Annotated in this window: 16 protein-coding genes; 6 read left to right on the forward strand and 10 right to left on the reverse strand. The window is 62.9% G+C overall.

The features are described from left to right. Positions 1–72 precede the first annotated feature (72 nt). The 3 genes from Q1A87_RS10865 to Q1A87_RS10875 form a co-directional block, all read right to left on the reverse strand. Positions 73–252 (reverse strand): hypothetical protein, encoded by a 180-nt coding sequence (locus Q1A87_RS10865; protein ID WP_299651051.1) that lies wholly within the window; start codon positions 250–252, stop codon positions 73–75. Then, positions 249–932, reverse strand: coding sequence for a hypothetical protein (locus Q1A87_RS10870; RefSeq protein ID WP_299651054.1), 684 nt, complete (start codon positions 930–932; stop codon positions 249–251). The genes Q1A87_RS10865 and Q1A87_RS10870 overlap by 4 nt, the downstream gene beginning before the upstream one ends. A gap of 318 nt (positions 933–1,250) precedes the next feature. Further along, positions 1,251–1,727, reverse strand: a complete 477-nt coding sequence (locus tag Q1A87_RS10875) for a hypothetical protein (protein WP_299651057.1) — start codon at positions 1,725–1,727, stop codon at positions 1,251–1,253. A gap of 868 nt (positions 1,728–2,595) precedes the next feature. Between Q1A87_RS10875 and Q1A87_RS10880 the strand changes: the two genes are divergently transcribed. The 6 genes from Q1A87_RS10880 (at position 2,596) to Q1A87_RS10905 (ending at position 8,191) form a co-directional block, all read left to right on the forward strand. Further along, complete coding sequence (locus Q1A87_RS10880; RefSeq protein ID WP_299651060.1) at positions 2,596–3,192, forward strand: class I SAM-dependent methyltransferase; 597 nt, start codon at positions 2,596–2,598, stop codon at positions 3,190–3,192. Between the two features lie 175 nt (positions 3,193–3,367). Beyond that, entirely contained in the window at positions 3,368–5,086 is a 1,719-nt protein-coding gene (locus Q1A87_RS10885; RefSeq protein ID WP_299651063.1) for a class I SAM-dependent methyltransferase, read from the forward strand. Between the two features lie 155 nt (positions 5,087–5,241). After that, positions 5,242–6,072 carry a transporter substrate-binding domain-containing protein gene (locus Q1A87_RS10890; protein ID WP_299651066.1) on the forward strand — a complete coding sequence of 277 codons (831 nt, stop codon included), beginning with the start codon at positions 5,242–5,244 and terminating at the stop codon, positions 6,070–6,072. A gap of 42 nt (positions 6,073–6,114) precedes the next feature. After that, complete coding sequence (locus Q1A87_RS10895) at positions 6,115–6,765, forward strand: amino acid ABC transporter permease (protein WP_299651071.1); 651 nt, start codon at positions 6,115–6,117, stop codon at positions 6,763–6,765. Continuing rightward, the gene (locus Q1A87_RS10900; RefSeq protein WP_299651074.1) at positions 6,762–7,430 is read left to right on the forward strand and encodes an amino acid ABC transporter permease; all 669 of its coding nucleotides are present in this window, start codon (positions 6,762–6,764) and stop codon (positions 7,428–7,430) included. Before Q1A87_RS10895 ends, Q1A87_RS10900 begins: the two co-directional genes overlap by 4 nt. Then, on the forward strand, positions 7,427–8,191 hold the full coding sequence (locus Q1A87_RS10905; protein WP_299651076.1) for an amino acid ABC transporter ATP-binding protein: 765 nt from the start codon (positions 7,427–7,429) through the stop codon (positions 8,189–8,191). Before Q1A87_RS10900 ends, Q1A87_RS10905 begins: the two co-directional genes overlap by 4 nt. Before the next feature lie 406 nt (positions 8,192–8,597). On the opposite strand, the gene Q1A87_RS10910 is transcribed toward Q1A87_RS10905, so the two are convergent. From Q1A87_RS10910 to Q1A87_RS10940, 7 genes are all read right to left on the reverse strand, one after another. After that, entirely contained in the window at positions 8,598–9,602 is a 1,005-nt protein-coding gene (locus Q1A87_RS10910) for an AI-2E family transporter (RefSeq protein ID WP_299651079.1), read from the reverse strand. Between the two features lie 294 nt (positions 9,603–9,896). Further along, positions 9,897–10,844, reverse strand: a complete 948-nt coding sequence (locus Q1A87_RS10915) for a DMT family transporter (protein ID WP_299651082.1) — start codon at positions 10,842–10,844, stop codon at positions 9,897–9,899. Between the two features lie 277 nt (positions 10,845–11,121). Next, positions 11,122–12,009, reverse strand: a complete 888-nt coding sequence (locus Q1A87_RS10920) for a DMT family transporter (protein WP_299651085.1) — start codon at positions 12,007–12,009, stop codon at positions 11,122–11,124. A gap of 94 nt (positions 12,010–12,103) precedes the next feature. Beyond that, positions 12,104–12,865, reverse strand: coding sequence for an ABC transporter ATP-binding protein (locus Q1A87_RS10925; protein WP_299651088.1), 762 nt, complete (start codon positions 12,863–12,865; stop codon positions 12,104–12,106). Then, positions 12,862–13,872 carry an iron chelate uptake ABC transporter family permease subunit gene (locus tag Q1A87_RS10930; RefSeq protein WP_299651091.1) on the reverse strand — a complete coding sequence of 337 codons (1,011 nt, stop codon included), beginning with the start codon at positions 13,870–13,872 and terminating at the stop codon, positions 12,862–12,864. The genes Q1A87_RS10925 and Q1A87_RS10930 overlap by 4 nt, the downstream gene beginning before the upstream one ends. A 23-nt stretch (positions 13,873–13,895) precedes the next feature. After that, positions 13,896–14,909 (reverse strand): ABC transporter substrate-binding protein, encoded by a 1,014-nt coding sequence (locus tag Q1A87_RS10935; protein WP_299651094.1) that lies wholly within the window; start codon positions 14,907–14,909, stop codon positions 13,896–13,898. Positions 14,910–15,216: 307 nt separating this feature from the next. Beyond that, positions 15,217–16,797 carry a carboxylesterase family protein gene (locus Q1A87_RS10940; protein WP_299651097.1) on the reverse strand — a complete coding sequence of 527 codons (1,581 nt, stop codon included), beginning with the start codon at positions 16,795–16,797 and terminating at the stop codon, positions 15,217–15,219. Positions 16,798–16,948 lie beyond the last annotated feature (151 nt).

Genomic DNA, 16,948 nt, shown 5'->3' on the forward strand with positions numbered 1-16,948 from the left:
CGCTCAATGAACGAGCGACACCAGCTATGAAGAAGCAGGTGGACGCCAGTTCCTACACCACGCCCCGGGACACTACCCCGCATGCGTCTTCAACAGGGAGCGACCGGTCGAGTCGTCACGGTTCAATACGTAGCCAACTTCCGTCCGTTGCCCGTACGTGAAGGGCAGGCCGTCGAGGATGACCCTGTCGAACCGAAGGATCTCGACGGGCGTCGCATCCGCATCCGGCTTGGTGATTTTTCGACCAGTCATGCCCAGTCCCCCATTGGCTTGAAGACGCGGGACGTGCGCGAGATGCGTTCGTGGCTCAAAAGTTGCAGGTGCCGCGACCGCAGGAGCCGGACGACCGCCCGGAAACCCGAACCGCTCAGACCGATCCGATCGCAGAGCGTCTCGATCTCGACGATACCGGACATCGTACGGACAACCGTTCGCGCAACCTCGTCGACTTCGACATCGGGACGTCGCGATCCGTGCAGGAGCATCGCGTTGTGCTTCGCGATCGAATCGAACGATAGCTCGGTAAGGAAGCGAACGTCCGAGGCGAAACCCGTCTCGATGGCCTGCATCCGGATCAGCGACATCCGGTCTTCATACTCCCTGGTAATCCTTGCCTCGGGCCGCACGGCATAGGCCATAAGGCGGCCCGACCGTTCCTGAACAAGCACGTCGAAGTAGTGCTCATGAGAAACGTCATGCCGGTCTCGCCATACGAAGCGCTGCTGCTCGACGATCTCGGCCGTATCGGGATGAGCGGCGAGGCACAGGATGCATACCAGCTCGGTGTGACTGTCTGCCGTAACGACCCGTCCGCGCCCGTCGCCCAGGACAAGGTCCCCGTTGAAGTTCTTCGGACTGGCGTAGGCCCCGCGGCGATGGCCGAGGCTTGGTTGCGGAAACGTCTGGGGTGTCCGCTGAAATGGGAAAGACATCGACATGTCCTCCATGGAATGGGGCGATCAATCGCGGCCCGGTCATCGGGCCGTCGCAGCGATCCGGTGCGATCCCATCGGGCAACCATGCCGTCCCGAAGCGACGGGACGAATGGCGGCCATGCGACGGGCGCACTTCGCCGATCGGCGACGCAGCACGTTGCCGGACAGGCGGGGATCGTTGAGAACGACGACCGTTGAACCTTGAAACGCAGGACGAAGTCCGGTACCGGTTTCAGTGATCAGGCGGTTCTAGGATCGTCTTGGAAGAGCACCCCTCCGTTGGCGCGGATTGGGGTGCTTTTAATTTTGGCTAGGTCATGGCGGCTTCTCCCGATTGAGGACAGGAAGCAGCTTGCAGCAGCGACCTGACGCGGCGGCTGTGAAGCCGATTGCCACAATAGCAGAGAAGCGTCGGATCCGGAAGAAAATCGATTCCAAACAACACCTTACTTGAAAATTCTGCGTCGTTTTGTATTCGCAAGATACAATCACAATTTCAGGTAAGGCCGCGGCGGCGAAGGCCGACATGTTGGTGCAGATCATAAGCAGACCCTCGTGCGAGGATTCGGAATGCATTTGGCGACTGAACGGAGACTTTGCCTCTCCACCCTCGACACGGATGACAGTGCAGGAATCGGAATGCCTGCTCTCGAATCGAGTTTCGGTACTCGCGGGATGACTGCGCTTTTCGCGAACGACCACAATCTGGACGCCGCCTTCTCTATCCGAGACGACGACAAAGCGCAGGCCGGCGCTGGCAATCGAAAAGCATTTGTTGATGAGGATCGACATGACGGACGTCCGGAACCGAAGGAGGAAGTCGGGCGGGCGCTTCGCCGGCGTGGTCCGATGCGATCAGCCAGTGGACCGTTTGTGCTTAACGCTTAACGGTCGAGAGGGTAATCACGGGACGAGCGAAAACGACGTCAAGCACACCACCGCAGCGAAGCGCAATGCCGTATGAATTCGCTCTGCATGGCGCAAATCATGAAGGGGAGGAAATCGAGATCAGGGCTCACGGCAGGCTCCATCAAGTGAAGCGGCGCCGACCGAGATACGGGGATCAGGCGCCGAGGGGCGGTGTCTGGTAATCCGTGCGTATCATGGGTGTGTCTCCTGTCTGACTTTGCTCAGTATCGAGACATCGTAGATTTGGCAAGGAAATTAAACTCGCAGGTTTGCTGCATTATCAGGACCGACGTCTGCGGCTGTTGACGCGACTCCCGGTGACCCTGCCAGCAGCATTGGACGAGCACGAGATCCAGTGAGTCGGCCGCGTAGACGGACGAAGAAGAACAAGATGTGTTCGGCTGCTGTGTTCTTGAAAGTTTCTTCGGTCGTTTCGGATGTTATTCAAACATAGCTTTGCGCAGCAGGGCTATGCGCCGTCGTCCATCGTCCATCGTCGTCCTCCTTCAGCTTACTGAGTTGCGGCTAGACGCCACAGGATCGACAGGGCGACCAACGGAAGCCGCGGCCTATTATCGAAAGGATCGCGCCTGGATATTCCCTTATCAGAGAGCCTCGAATGACTCGTATCCTTTTCGTTTGCCTCGCTGTCGCCCTGTCCACGCAGACGTCTTCCGCGCAAGTCGCCGTGGCCGCACCCCAAGGAGAGCCAGGCGCCGCCCCCGAGGCATTCCCGGCGCCGGACCGACCGGTGGCCGAGATCGTCGCTCCCGAATTCTGGAATGAGACCGACCGCGACGGGATCGGCGAAGCGACCCGGGTCCGCGAGCTGATGGGGTTCGGGCCGGGCGACGTCGTGGCCGACATAGGTGCCGGAACCGGTTATCATACCGTCCGGCTAGCACCAGCCCTCGAGCCTGGCGGCCGAGTGGTCGCCGAGGATGTCGTCCCGGAATACCTCGCCGATCTGCAGCAGCGTCTGGAAGCGGAAGGCATCGACAACGTCGATCTTGTATTAGGAGACTACCACGACCCCCGGATCGCCGATGGTAGCTTGGACGGTGCGATCCTCGTCCATATGTATCACGAGATCGGTCAGCCCTACGCGTTCTTCTACAACTTGGTCCCGGACCTTGTCGAAGGCGCGCGCGTCGGCATCGTCGATCTCGATCGCCCGACGGAACGTCATGGAACACCGCAGGCGCTTCTGGAATGCGAACTGGGACAGGTAGGCTACGAGCTTGTGAGTACGCACGATCTCGATCGAAGTGGGTATCTTGCGATCTACACGCCTCCGAGCCTCGACGCTCGCCCAAACCCGTCGGGTATGCGCGCCTGCCGATCGTGACTAAACACCGTGCGGGCAGACGCATAAAAGCCACCGAGCGACATGCCGTTATCCTCGATCGTTGCACTGCCGAGAGTTGAGCCAATAAATAGATGGGAATCGTTAGGTAACGCTACGGCCTCTCGACTTCTATAAGAGCAAGACGCTTCCGTCATAGGCTGGCATGCTGCGCGACATGAAACAGTCTTGGGCTGCATACGAAGGCGACAGCGGACGCGATCTGGCGCGGACCTACGAAGCCCTCGATCCCGACCGGCTGAACGCATGGCTACGCGACCTGCTGCCCGCTCCGCCGGGCGCCGTGCTCGACGTCGGCGCCGGCTCGGGGCGGGACGCAGCCTGGCTCGCCTGCCTTGGGCACGAAGTCGTGGCAGTCGAGCCTTCGGCCACCATGCGCGCGGAGGCTCAGGCCCGGCACGAAGAGGACCGGATCGTCTGGGTCGACGATCACCTGCCGGCCCTCGACCGCGTCCTGCGTCTGGGCTGCGCCTTCGACCTGATCCTCGTGTCGGCGATCTGGATGCATGTGCCGCCCGAGGATCGCGCCCGCGCCTTCCGCAAGCTGGTGACGCTCCTGAAGCCCGGAGGCGTGATCGCGATGGTACTGCGTAGCGGGCCGTCGCCCGCGGGACGCGCCATGCATCCGGTCTCGACCGCGGAGGTCGCGCAGCTCGCGCACCGGCACGGCGCCGCCGTCGTGCTGGAAGACGCGGAGGGAGCGCCGGACGCGATGGGACGCGCCGACGTCATTTGGCACCGGATCGCGCTGCGGCTGCCCGACGACGGCACGGGCGCCCTGCCGCTGCTGCGCCACGTCATCCTGAACGACACCAAGTCCTCGACCTACAAGCTCGGCCTCCTGCGCGCCGTGCTGCGCGCCGCCGACGGGGCGCAAGGGACAGTGCAGACGGTCGGCGACGACCGCGTCCGGATCCCCCTCGGGCTCGTCGCGCTGAACTGGGTGCGCCTCTACCTCCCGCTCGTGCGCGAGCAGCTGCCGCAGCGGCCGGGCAATGCCGGACCGGAGGGGCTCGGCTTTGTCAGTCCCGCTTGGGCCAGACTGGACGACTTGGCCCCGTTCGAACTCAGGCCCGGCATGACGTTCACCGGGCCCCGGGCCCGCGCCCTCCACGCGGCGCTGCGGGACGCGTCCCGCACCATCGCGCGGATGCCGGCCACGTTCATGACCTGGCCCGGCTCGGACACGCCGATCATGCCGGCGCGGCTGGCTCGAATGCGGGCCGCGGGTGCGCGACTGTCTCTCGACGCCGCCACCCTGCAGGGCTTCGGTACGCTCGAGATGCCGCTGCATCTGTGGCGCGCGCTGTCGCGCTTCGCGGCATGGATCGAGCCCGCCCTCGTTGCCGAATGGCAACGCCTGATGGATGGGTATGCCTGCCGGTCATCCCGGACGCTCGACCCCGCCCGGCTGTCCCGGGCCATGGTCTGGGACGACCCTGACCGCGACACCCGGCTGGTTCGCGAGATCGTACTCAGCGCGTTTGCAGCAGGTCCCGTACATTGCGTCTGGAGCGGACGAAGACTGACACCGGACCGGCTCGACATCGACCATTGCCTGCCCTGGTCGGCCTGGGCCTGCAACGACCTGTGGAACCTGATGCCCTGCGACGCCCGGGTGAACCGCAGCCGCAAGCGCGACCGCCTGCCTTCGGCCGGGCTGCTCGTCGCGCGCGCGGATGCGATTCAGTCGTGGTGGCAGGTGGGCTACGTCCAACCCGGAACGGTCTCGGCCGACCGCTTCTATGCGGAGGCGGCGACGTCGTTGCCGCTCGCCCGGGCAGACCCGCCGGACATCGGCGAGGTCTTCCGCGGTCTGCAGGCCAAGCGGCTCATGATCCGGACGGACACGCAAATTGCGGAGTGGAAGGGGTGAAATTCGTCGGGAACTGTATCCGGCGTGTACTCCGAGCTTGTTAGACCAATACGCTTCAGAAGTGATGCTGTTGACAACTTGCGCTGCATCCCCTTCGCTTTCGGCTGCAACAGTTTCGTTGGTTCGCCCCGATCCATATTGACGAGGAATTCGAGATGACGTTCGACCGCAGAACTTTCGTGCGCCTGCTTGGCGCGGCTACTACCCTCGGTCTGACGGCAACACCGTCCCTCGCCGCCGGTGAACTTGATGCGATCCGGGAACGCGGCGCGCTTCGGGTCGGCGTCACGCAGGCCCCGCCGTGGTATTCGAAGGACTTGATGAGCGGCGACTGGACTTCCGGCGTCGGTGTGTCCGCCGGGCAGGCGATGGCGGAAGCGCTGGATGTCGACTTCGAGCCCGTCGAGGTGACGTGGGGCACCGCGGTGGCCGCGCTGCAGAGCGGCAAGATCGACATCATGTTCGTTCTCGACGCAACGGACGAGCGCAAGGAGGCCGCCGCCTTTCCGGAGGCGCCGCTTCTTTACTACTCCCTAGCCCTCCTCGCGCGCGACGATCTAGAGGTCGCGACGTGGCAGGACCTCGCCGATCCTTCCGTTTCACTCGCGGTGCCACAGGCTACGTCGATGGACGCATTCCTGACCGAAAACGTCCCCGACGCCGACATCCAACGGTTCCCCGGCAACACCGAGGCGATCGCGGCCTTCCAGTCAGGCCGCGTGGACGCCGTGGTCCTGTTTCACCCGCCCCTGATAGCCGCCCGCCAAAGGCTAGGGTCCGGCAAGATCGTGGTACCGACCCCGGTGCAGTCGAACGAGACGAGTGCAGCGGTTCGGCAGGGCGACCCGGACTTCGTTGCCTTCGTCGACGAACAGCTGCGGGGCTGGTACGAGTCCGGCCAGATCCAGGATTGGTATGAGGAGTTCCTGACCGGCTTCGGTCTCGAACCCGATGACGCCCCGCCCATCATCAGGGAACGCCTCTGACCACCGGCGGGTCCCGCCGTGTATGAATGGGATTTCGGGCCGGTGCTGGCAGAGTCCGGTGTTCTCTTGGCCGGCTTCCGTAACACTCTCGAACTGACCGCGACCGCGCTAGCCGGCGGCCTTGTTGTGGGGCTTCTTCTAGCGCTCGCGCGCCTTTCGCCGCGCCGGAGGCTGCGGTGGCCCGCCGGGGTCGTGATCGAGGTCTTTCGCACGACACCGCCGCTCGTGCAGCTTTTCTGGTTCTACTTCGGCCTGCCCATTGTGGTATCCGTCGAGATGACCCCGTTCCTCGCCGCCGCGCTGACCTTCACAATCCAGTCCGGTGCCTTCTTTGCCGAGATTTTGCGGGCCGGGATCGTTTCCATCGAACGCGGCCAATGGGAGGCTGCAAGCGCGATCGGCATGCGGCCGCATCAGACGATGCGCAGGGTCATTCTCCCGCAGGCGGTCAAGCGGATGTTTCCCTCGATGATGGAACGGTCCATCGAACTGATGAAGACGACGACGCTTGTAGCGACGGTGTCCTATGCCGACCTCCTGTTCCAAGCGAACGAGCTGGCGCAGAAGACCTTTCGGCCCTTGGAGGTCTTCACGCTAGTCGCGCTCGTCTATTTCGTCGCGATCACCTGTTTGAGTGGGCTCGGCTCCCTCCTAGAACGGCGCTTCGCGCGCAGCGGAGAATTCGCCGCGTGAACTACAACTGGTCTTTCGCTCCCATCTTCGAGAACTGGCAGGTCTTGGCCATCGGCGCCGTCGGGACGCTGCGGCTCTTCGTGATCTGTCTCGTGATCGGCATGGGCCTCGGCCTCGTCGTGGCGCTCGGCCGGCGCGCCGAAGCCCGCCCGCTTCGCTGGCTTTCGCGGGCCTTCGTTGAGGTCTTCCGGAACACGCCGGTACTCGTCCAGATCCTCTGGTTCTACTACGCGCTGCCAATCCTTGCGCCTGTCGAGATCGGGCCCTTCACAGCAGCCATTCTCGGAATCTCGCTGAACTCGGCGGCCTATTCGGCGGAGATCTTCCGCGGTGGCATCCAGTCCATTGAGCCGGGCCAGTGGGAGGCCGCGCGCGCCATCGCTATGACACCGGCGCAGGTGATGCGCCGGGTGATCCTTCCGCAAGCGGTCAGACGTATCGTGCCGGCGCTCACGAACCGCGGCGTGGAGATCTTCAAGATGTCGACGCTCGCCTCAGTGGTGGCCTACGTGGAATTGCTGAACCAGGGCAAGCTCATCGCTTCGATCTACTTCAACCCTCTCGAGGTCTATACGATCATCGCGGCGCTCTTCTTCCTGCTACTTTATCCCATCGTGCGTTTGACCTACGCGTTGGAACGCCGTCTCGCGCGGAGCGATGCATGAGCGTCCTCAAACTAGTTGGTATCTCGAAGTCCTTTGGCGGCACGCGCGTCTTCGAGAACGTCGATCTTGACGTGGAGAAAGGCGACCGTATCGCAATCCTCGGCGCGTCCGGGTCGGGAAAGAGCACGCTCCTGCGCTGCATCAACCTACTCGAGACACCCGATGCCGGCTCGATCGAGATCGGTGGCACGAAGGTCGGGTCGGCGGGACGATCGGGGCTGCGCATCTCGGAGCGCGACTTGCAGGCGCTGCGTCTGCGGGCCGGCATGGTGTTTCAGCAGTTCAATCTGTTTCCGCACATGACGGTCGCTGGGAATGTTGCAGAGGGGCTCTCAACGGTCCGCCGCATGTCGAGGCCGGATGCCCGCACCCGCGCAATCATGGAACTGGCCCGTGTCGGTCTGGCCGACAAGGCCGACGCCTATCCGGCGCGACTATCCGGTGGGCAGAAGCAGCGCGTCGCGATTGCCCGCGCCCTCGCGATGGACCCGGAGATTCTGCTCTTCGACGAGCCGACCTCGGCCCTCGATCCCGCGCTCGTCGGAGAAGTCCTGGGCGTCATCGAGCAACTCGCCGAGGAGGGCCGGACCATGCTTCTCGTCACGCACGAGATCGGCTTCGCCTACCATGTCGCGAACCGCATACTGTTCCTGGCAGAAGGTGGCATCTACGAGAGTGGAACGCCGGACGAAGTCCTGAAGCACCCAAGGCGTCCGCTTACCCAGCATTTCCTGAAAGAGCACAAACGTTTTCAGTTCTGACGAACGCTCCCCGGCCACCTCTTCCGTTATCGTTCCGGCCTGCAACTAGCAGGTACAGGATTGGACCAAAACAAAATCGAATAGGGTAACGTTCGTCGCAGCCCCGAGCTTCCGTCAGGAGGTAGATATGATCCGAACGTTCCTCATCGCCGTCTGTGACGTCCTTCTCACGGGCATCATACAACCCTCCGCGCAGGAATTATCCCAGAAGTAGTTACCGCTCGATGGACTCATAGCGGCGGACGGCAGTTCGGTCGCGCTGAGCTGGTTCGGAACATCGCGCCCGCGTATCGGCACAGCGGTCTCTTCGGCTGCATGGAACTCCGAAGATCGGCACGCTGACAGGTCGAAAGATCCTATCCGTTCCAGATTTTGGAAGCCTCAGCGACGGAAGTCTTCGGGCTGATCATACGTGTCCACTTGATGAGAGCATCACCGCGATCGGCCGCGTGACCTCGATCTCAGCGAAGATCAGAACGAGGCTTGCCGTCATCGGCACAGCGAGAAACGCGCCGGGCAGGCCCCAAAGAGCGCTCCAGAAGGCAAGGGCAAGCAGGACGGCAAGCGGACTAAGATTGAACGCTCGTCCCATCATCCTTGGTTCGAGGTATCCACCAACAAGGATCTGTGCCACCGACAACGTGATCAGAACCAATCCCGCCATCCAAAGGGTTCCGAACTGGGCGAGGCTGAGAAGGACCGGAAACAGAACACCGAGCAGAGACCCGATATAGGGAATGTAGTTGAGGAAGGCGATCAGTACCGCCCAGAACAGGGCAAACTCGATCCCGAGAAGCAGCATGATCGCGTAGGAAGCACCCCCGAGGATAACGTTGACCGTCGTTTTGACGAACAGGTATTGCCCGATGCGCTCGTTGACCCGCGCCAAGATGGATAGTGCGCGCTTGCCCGGCTCCTCCCCGCCCGCGGCGATGACGACCTTGCGAACCAGGACGCCACGTTCCGCCATGAAAAACGTCGAGTAGAGTACCACGAGAAACAGGGTCGCTCCGAAGCCCCGAAGGGACAGCAGAACTGGTGCGACCAAGGACCGGGCGTCGAATTGGTCGAACGTGGCGCGGCGAAGGTTCTCCCATGTCGGCTCGTTCTCGATACCAATCAGGTTGGCGATGCGCGTGATCAGGAGGTCGAGGTTGGACTCATAACGCGGCAGGGTGGCAGCGACCTGAGCTACGTTGTTAATGACGAGTACGAAGAGAAGGATCACTGCCACCACGAACGCGACGATGATCAACCCGCGCCGTGCCCAAGGCGGAAGCTGGCCGACGACGGGAACGCGCCCCAAGCTCGCTGCAGCTGTGGACAGGACGTAGACCGAGATGATTGCGGCCAGTAAGGGCAAGAGCACCGGCTTGCCTATCCACAAGAGCCAACCGATCAGCGTGGTCAAGGCGGTTCCGTATGTCGCGTTCCGCACCATAGTCCCGCGCCTCGCATATTCCGGTCACCGTTTGCTTCCGATCAGCTACCGCTTATGCAATGCCAAGACGCAACCTCGGGATCATCGACGACGAGCAGTGCTGCTCGCCCAATGCCTGACAACCATTCTTCAGCGGATGTCGTCTAGTACGACTACTGATTACGAAACTTGTTTCTATCCAACGCCTTAGATATGAACCCGTCCGAGGCAGGAGGCGAAGTGCCTACTATCCGGGTGATCTAGCGAGAAGTACGAATTTTCACCTTAGATCGGCGGAGCAGCACGCTCCGTGATCAACTGGCGGGCGGTCACCCGTTCGCGGTGGATCATATAGAGGCCTGCGCCAACGATGATGGCGATGCCGACCAACGTCAGAGTATTCGGGAAATCGCGAAACACCAGGTAGCCAAGCAAAGTCGCGACCGGAAGTTCGAAATACTGAAGTGGCGCCAGCGTGGCGGAGGGCGCCAACGACAGAGCATACGTCATCATCATATGGCTGAGCGTGGCGAAAAAGCCTACGCCTAGTAGCCATACCCATGCGATCTCTTCCGGTAGTACTGCATCAAACAGCTCGGACGCCGTGTCGTGGGCGAACATCAGGACGGGTATACACAAGAGGCTGGCGATCAGGCCGGTGTGAAATTGCAACGCTACGGGATGCAACTTCCGGGACAGCCCGCGTGTCACAAGGATATAGAACGCGAATCCCGCTGCGGTGCCGAGCGGAAACAGCGCGACCGTACCGAAGGCTGCGAAGCTGGGCTGAATCACGCATAATACCCCTACGAAGCCCGCGATCGATGCCCCAACGCGGCGTAGGCCAACATCTTCGCCGAGATAGAATTTGCCCACTAAGAGGACGATGAACGGGGCGACGAAGGCGATCGCCAAAGCGTCAGCCAGCGGCATGACGCGGATCGCGGCGATGAAGCAGAAGGTGGAGACAAGCAGAAGCACGGCGCGAACCAGCAGCGCTGTCCATTGGCCCCGCGCCACCCGCAACGACAATCCCATGAGCCAGACGAACGGCGCCATCAGAGCGCATTGTACGACAAAGCGCGCCGCAGTGATCTGTCCTACAGGTATGCTGTTCGATGCCAGCTTGGCCGAGACATCCAACAGGGGAGCCGTGACGCAGAACCCCAGCATCAGGGCGACACCAGCAAGGATACGGTCAGTTGACGGAGTGGCGGGGGTGATGCTGGTCATGGACTTCGCTTAGGGGCTCATCTTGCATGCGTCCATCCTTCCTTGCGGCGCGCAGTCGTGCCCCAAGCTCATAGGTCGTATGGGACCGCGAGGCTGATCGTTGCGACCTATCTGCATTCGAACGTGACATGGGCATAGTCGGATGCCGGTCCGAGCCCCCGCGGACGTGTCATATTCGAGCGGGTCGTGTCCTTAGCGGAATGCCCACGCCCCCGCAGTTGAAACCCTTACGCGCGAACGTCTGGTCATGGGAAAACCACCCGCGACGTCGTCCTGCTCATTTGAGCCGCGCGGGCTTCGCACTGTAGGCTCCGGCGAGGATCAGCGGGGCCGCCAGAAGGAACGCCAAGCCAGGAACCTCCGTAAAGAGCACGAACCCGAGAGCCGCAGCCCAGAGGACGGAGAGATACTCGAATGGCACCAACGCGGCTGCGCCCGCGTGGCGAAAGGAAAGGGTCATGAAGATATGGGCCAACCCGCCGGCCACCCCGGTGGCGATCAGGAGTAAGGCCGCCGTGGTGTCTGGCAAGGCCCAGCCCCAAGGTACTGTCGCCAATCCACCCAGGGCAGAGACGATCGCGAACCAGAAAGCGATTGCTCCCGCGCTCTCGCCTGCGAGCGTGAGTTTGCGGACCTGCACCAGAGCGAACGCGGTCAGAACGGCTGTCGCAATTCCCAGCAGCACGCCGATCAAGCCGATATCGGGCAGAGCGCCGGTGAGTGCCGGCGCAGTGAACGCGATCCCGCCGGAGACACCGAGAGCCACGCCAAGGGCGCGGCGGGCATCGAAGCGTTCCTTGAGCATCGCCCATCCCAACAGTGCCAGAATGACGGGTGCGAGATAGGAGAGCATCGTCGCCTCCGCCAACGGCAGAAGCCGGATCGTCGCAAAGGACGTGAACATTGCTGCGGCTCCCAAGGAGCATCGGATCACGTGGCCAACGGGCCGTCGGGTCGAAAGCCCTTGGGGCCACTCGCCGCACCACCACAGGAAGCCAATGAGCGGCAGCAGCGCGACGGCCGACCGGAAGAACACGACCTGTCCCAACGGTACTGTGTCGCCCAGGGCCTTGATGCAGGCGGCCATGATCGCGAAGGCGAGAGTGGAAAGGATGCGCAGGGCGATGCCGAGACGCTCATTCGCCTCCGGAACGATCGACGTCATCGGAATGGCGCCGGCTCGTGAATGTTGCTCGGCACGGCAGCGCTCCTGCCCGTATGGTCCTGTGGTATGGCGGGAACGGCGGACATCTTGCCGTTCACGGCGCGAAGCGGATGTGAGGACCAGCGCCGGCATTCACGCAGGTGACGTCCGCCGACACCCGGAAGACCTCCCGGAGAAGCTTCTCCGTCAGAACCACCTTCGGAGTGCCCGCGGCGAAGACGGATCCCGCTTGCATAACCACGATCCTGTCACAGAACATGGCCGCCAGATTGAGGTCGTGAAGCGCGATGATGCTGGTGAGGTCGAGATTGCGGACCATGCGCAGAATCTCGATTTGGTGGTGAATATCGAGGTGGTTCGTCGGCTCGTCGAGAAACATCACGCGCGGTGACTGCGCAAGGGCACGGGCGATGTGGACACGTTGGCGCTCGCCTCCTGACAGGGTCTGCCAGGACTGCGCCTTGTGTCCCAGCATGTCCACGCGCGTCAGCGCGTGGGCGACGGCGGCCTCGTCCTCGGCCGACCAGCCCGAAAGAGCCGAGCGGTGGGGTGTGCGCCCCAAGCGCACCACGTCGAGGACGCTGACACTGGTCTCCGTCGACGCGCTCTGCTGCACGAACGCGACCTCGCGCGACAACGCCTTGCGCGGCACATGCGCGATATTCTGCCCGTTGATCGTGACCCGTCCTGCATGCGGCCGCTTCAAACCGGCCAGCAAGCGTAGAAGCGACGACTTACCGGACCCGTTCGGACCGACCAGCCCCAGCGTCTCGCCCGGTGCAACCGTGATCGAGACGTCGCGCAGGATCGTCTTCCGGCCGACGCCCCAATCAAGCTTTTCGGCAAGGACGCTCATGTCTGCGGCCTCGCCCGGTAGAGGATGAGCGCGAAGAACGGCACGCCCACAAGTGCGGTGACGACCCCGATGGGAATTGTCTGTTGTGCCACGATCACCCGGGACACGATGTCGGCAGCCACCATGAAGATCGCGCCGATGACAGCACAGGCAGGCAGAAGCCGCATGTGCATCGGGCCGACGACGAACCTTGCGGCATGCGGAACGACGAGGCCCACGAACCCGATGGCACCGACCATGCTGACGATCATCGCCGTCATCACGGCCGTCACCGCGAACAGGATCAGCCTGATACGCCCCACCGGCACTCCGAGCGCAGCCGCGTCCTCGTCGCCGAACGTAAACGCATCGAGGGCACGCGCCATGTAGATGCAGACGGCCAACCCTAGCGGCACCGTCACCAGAAGAAGCTGGAAGTCGGGCCAGCGCACGCCGCCGAAGCTGCCCAGAAGCCAGAACATGACGTTGCGGGCCTGTTCGGCATTTCCCGAGGTCGTCACGATATAGGAGGTCAGCGCATTAAAGAGTTGAGCGGCCGCAACACCGGCCAGGATCGTATGGTTCGGGCCACTCGTGGCACCGTTCGACAGCAACGCCACCACGCCGAAAGCGGCAAAGGCCCCCGCGAAGGCCCCCGCCGACAGTGACAGACTGCCCGCGCCAATCCCGAGGATGATCACGCAGACCGCCCCGGTCGAAGCGCCGGCCGAAATGCCCAGCACGAACGGCTCGGCCAGTGGGTTGCGCAGTAGAGCCTGCAGGATCGCTCCGGAAAGCGCCAGGCCCGCCCCCGCAAGCGCCGCGACCAGCGCGCGGCTGAGCCGAAGGTCCCAGACCACGCTTTCCTCGATGGGCGGAAGCTCGGCGCCGGTCAGGCCCAAGCCGTTGGTAATCGCCAGAGAGACGGTTCCCAGACCAATCGTATAATCGCCGATGGCGGTCGCCACTGCGATGGCGAAAGCCAGTACCACCGCCGAGACGAGCGTCAGAAGCGCAAGCCGCAACATGCTGCCATCCGGAACGCTTGCGGTCATTCCGGCAGGTCGAGGGCCTCGATCTGCTCGGCAACCTCCTCGGCTCCATAGAGCGTCTGGATGCTGGCATTCGTCGCGGCACCGGCCATCACGACGATGCGGCCCTTCTCGACCGCATCCATCTGACTGACGATGGGATCGGACTCGAGGAACGCGATCTTGTTCTCGGCTTCGTCGAGGTTCCAGCGCTCGCGGTCAACCTGCGCCGCCACGATCACCGTCGGGTCAGAGGCCATGATGCCTTCCCATCCAAGGGTCGGCCATTCGGATTCGGCTTTGATGGCGTTCGAACCGCCGAGAAGGTCGGCAATGTAGGTCGACGGACCGTTTCCACCGGCCAGATATGCATCGTCTTCGGGCGACGGGCTGGAGAACCAGAACAGGAAGGTCAGGTCCTCGCGGTCCTTGAACCGTTCCCGCAGGGCAGCCTCGCGCGCTTTCAGATCCTCGATTACGGCCTCACCGCGATCAACGACGTCGAAGATCCGCGACAGATCCTCGATCTCCTTGTAGAGTTGTTCCATGGTCCAGAGATCGGCGCGAGCGCCGTAGATATCGCTGGAGACCTCCGTGACCGAGCACGCGCTTGGCGACAGATAGGTCGGAATGTCCAGCGCGTGAAAGTCCTCACGCTTCGCGACCTTGCTGTCCGGGCCGAGAAGCGTGACCAGCATTGCGGCGACGAAATCAGGCTGCTTTGACAGCACCGCTTCCAGCGTCGGAAACTCGACGGTCAAAAGTTCCACCTCGGCGTTCGCCTCGGCAAGTTCGGGCAGCACCTCGTTGGGCCAGAAGGCTGTCGCCGCCATCCGGTCCTCAAGGCCAAGCATCAGCATGATCTCGGCACTGTTCTGGCCAAGCGCGACCGCGTTCTGGGGCGCTTCATCAAAGGTTACGGTCTGCCCACAGTTTTCTATCTCAAGGGGATAGGACGTCGAGTCTGCCTGCACCGCGTGACTAAAGAGGCCGATAGCAAAGCTGCTCGCCAGATGGACGATGGGAGATCGCATGCTTCGGTGGCCTTCCTCGATACGCAGTGTAGATGGCCTCCTAAATTGTATGCCTCAAAGAAGCAAGATCGTTTTAGTCAGGTATTCGTGTCATGCGTCGTCGCACGACGCTTGTCAGGCAGAGAGCAGCGGTCTTCTGCAGACGCATTCAAAGGCTGCCCTTTTAGGCCGCCGCATTCGTGACCGTCACCAGGGTGGGTAGGCAATTGACCTGCTCTGATCTTCAAAATGGTCCGAACGCGTCATTGCCACTAACTGAACTTTCAGTTTGAAGCTTAGAACGGCATTGCAGGCGCAGCTGAGGGACCTAGTCACCGAGGCTTTCCCAGAAATCGCAGTTGTGCGCGGCGCGCAGCGCGACAGTGGGGATGACCCGTGACCGACCGCCCTCCTTGAGTTGCATGACCGGTCCCCCATCAGCTGTGTAGGTCGGCCAGTCCGGCGTGCTCTCCACGTTCGGATCGCCGCCCCGCACGAACGCGCCCCATTGCGCAAGCATCGTCTGCGCCAACTCCAGATGGGCGTCGCTTAGCGCGGAGGCGTTGTTGGCGAAGTTGCCCCGGTCCGGGATCAGGTAGGGAAGTTCCACCGCATGCCCCGCGCCCCAGACGTAACCCGGCACCTCGAACCAGCCAGGACCGCCTTCCGGCGCGAACTCGTAGGCCCAGACGTCGCTCGTCCGGGCCAGAAGCTCGGTGATCTCGTTGGTCTTGCAGGCGCTTAGGCCGCCCGGCCCGGTGAAGTTCTTCATCATCACCTCGGCCACGAGATACGTTCCCGAGTAGCGTGTCGGATCGTCCGGATAGGGATAGACCGCCAAAACGGCATCCGCGTCCGCATCGAACGTGTCGCGGACATAGGCCTCGTAAGCCGGGCCGTCGAAGGTCGGGACCGAGCGCGACGGCCAATCCGTCAGGAAGCTGCGCCCTTCGTTGCGATTGGCCCCGATCAGAACGGGCACGTCGGTCAGTGTGCCGTCCTGAAGCTCTTCCCAGCCCGAGCGAGGCAGAAACGGCGTTCCCTTGACCGGCCTGTTGAAGATACCCTCGGCGTCGATAAGCGCGTCGACGGAAAGGTCCCGAAGACAGGACGCGGTGTCGTCTTCGCAGCCCAACCCGGCCGCGATCATCTCGCCCTCCGCTTCCGCCTCGTCCTGCGGGATGGCGAGGCACAGCGTACTCATCATAAAGGCCCGATTATAAAGGCCATCCGCCGCAGGCGCGGCGAGGATCTGACAGGTCGATCCGCCGCCGGCGGACTCGCCGCCGATCGTGACCTGATCCGGATCACCCCCGAAGGCCGCGATGTTGTCCCGCACCCATTCGAGTGCGGCGACCTGATCCAACAGCCCGTAGTTTCCGACGTCATCTTCTTCGTCGGCCAGCGCCGGGTGGGCCAGGAAACCGAGATTGCCCAATCGGTAATTCATGGTCACGCCGACGATGTCATTCTCGCGCACCATGGCATTTAAGTTCTCGTTGTTGCCGCTGCCCGTGACCCAGCCACCGCCATGGATCAGGACGACAACCGGCAACGCATCGCCCTCTGTCGCGCCCTCGGGCCGCTGCACGTTTACGAAGAGGCAGTCCTCTTCGGTCGTTCGCTCGGCGTCGAGCCCCGCGCCCTGCGGACAGGCAGGCCCGTACGCCGTTGCATCGCGATCCCCGTTCCAGCCGGACACGGGCGCGGGCGGCGCCCAGCGGAGGTCGTCCACCGGCGGGGCAGCGTAGGGAATGCCGAAGAAGTTCTCGACCCCCTCGGCCACGCTGCCCCGGACCTCGCCCCCTTCGACCGTGGCGACGGGACCGTCCTGCGCCGCGGCCCCGCTTCCAATCAGGCAAAGCGCGATGATGACGCTCGTCGTCCTAAGTTTCCTGTTACTGCGCATCGTTCGTGTCCCCCCATCTCGCCGCGGGTGTCCCTGCCGTTACGGCAGGTCCCGTTGGTCCGACAATGCGGTCCGGATGGGCGCTGTCAACGAGGTGATTTCAGGCTCGATCACCTTCGAGCGTCGGTCGACGACCTCTATGGCTGGCGCA

The organism is uncultured Jannaschia sp. (genome assembly GCF_947494055.1).
Classification (GTDB): domain Bacteria; phylum Pseudomonadota; class Alphaproteobacteria; order Rhodobacterales; family Rhodobacteraceae; genus Jannaschia.

Excerpts from the sequence above, each read along its gene's own strand:
- Q1A87_RS10865 (WP_299651051.1), bottom strand. The coding sequence starts at position 252 with ATGACTGGTCGAAAAATCACCAAGCCGGATGCGGATGCGACGCCCGTC.
- Q1A87_RS10870 (WP_299651054.1), bottom strand. The coding sequence starts at position 932 with ATGTCTTTCCCATTTCAGCGGACACCCCAGACGTTTCCGCAACCAAGC.
- Q1A87_RS10875 (WP_299651057.1), bottom strand. The coding sequence starts at position 1,727 with ATGTCGATCCTCATCAACAAATGCTTTTCGATTGCCAGCGCCGGCCTG.
- Q1A87_RS10885 (WP_299651063.1), top strand. The coding sequence starts at position 3,368 with ATGAAACAGTCTTGGGCTGCATACGAAGGCGACAGCGGACGCGATCTG.
- Q1A87_RS10890 (WP_299651066.1), top strand. The coding sequence starts at position 5,242 with ATGACGTTCGACCGCAGAACTTTCGTGCGCCTGCTTGGCGCGGCTACT.
- Q1A87_RS10905 (WP_299651076.1), top strand. The coding sequence starts at position 7,427 with ATGAGCGTCCTCAAACTAGTTGGTATCTCGAAGTCCTTTGGCGGCACG.
- Q1A87_RS10915 (WP_299651082.1), bottom strand. The coding sequence starts at position 10,844 with ATGACCAGCATCACCCCCGCCACTCCGTCAACTGACCGTATCCTTGCT.
- Q1A87_RS10920 (WP_299651085.1), bottom strand. The coding sequence starts at position 12,009 with ATGACGTCGATCGTTCCGGAGGCGAATGAGCGTCTCGGCATCGCCCTG.
- Q1A87_RS10925 (WP_299651088.1), bottom strand. The coding sequence starts at position 12,865 with ATGAGCGTCCTTGCCGAAAAGCTTGATTGGGGCGTCGGCCGGAAGACG.
- Q1A87_RS10930 (WP_299651091.1), bottom strand. The coding sequence starts at position 13,872 with ATGTTGCGGCTTGCGCTTCTGACGCTCGTCTCGGCGGTGGTACTGGCT.
- Q1A87_RS10935 (WP_299651094.1), bottom strand. The coding sequence starts at position 14,909 with ATGCGATCTCCCATCGTCCATCTGGCGAGCAGCTTTGCTATCGGCCTC.
- Q1A87_RS10940 (WP_299651097.1), bottom strand. The coding sequence starts at position 16,797 with ATGCGCAGTAACAGGAAACTTAGGACGACGAGCGTCATCATCGCGCTT.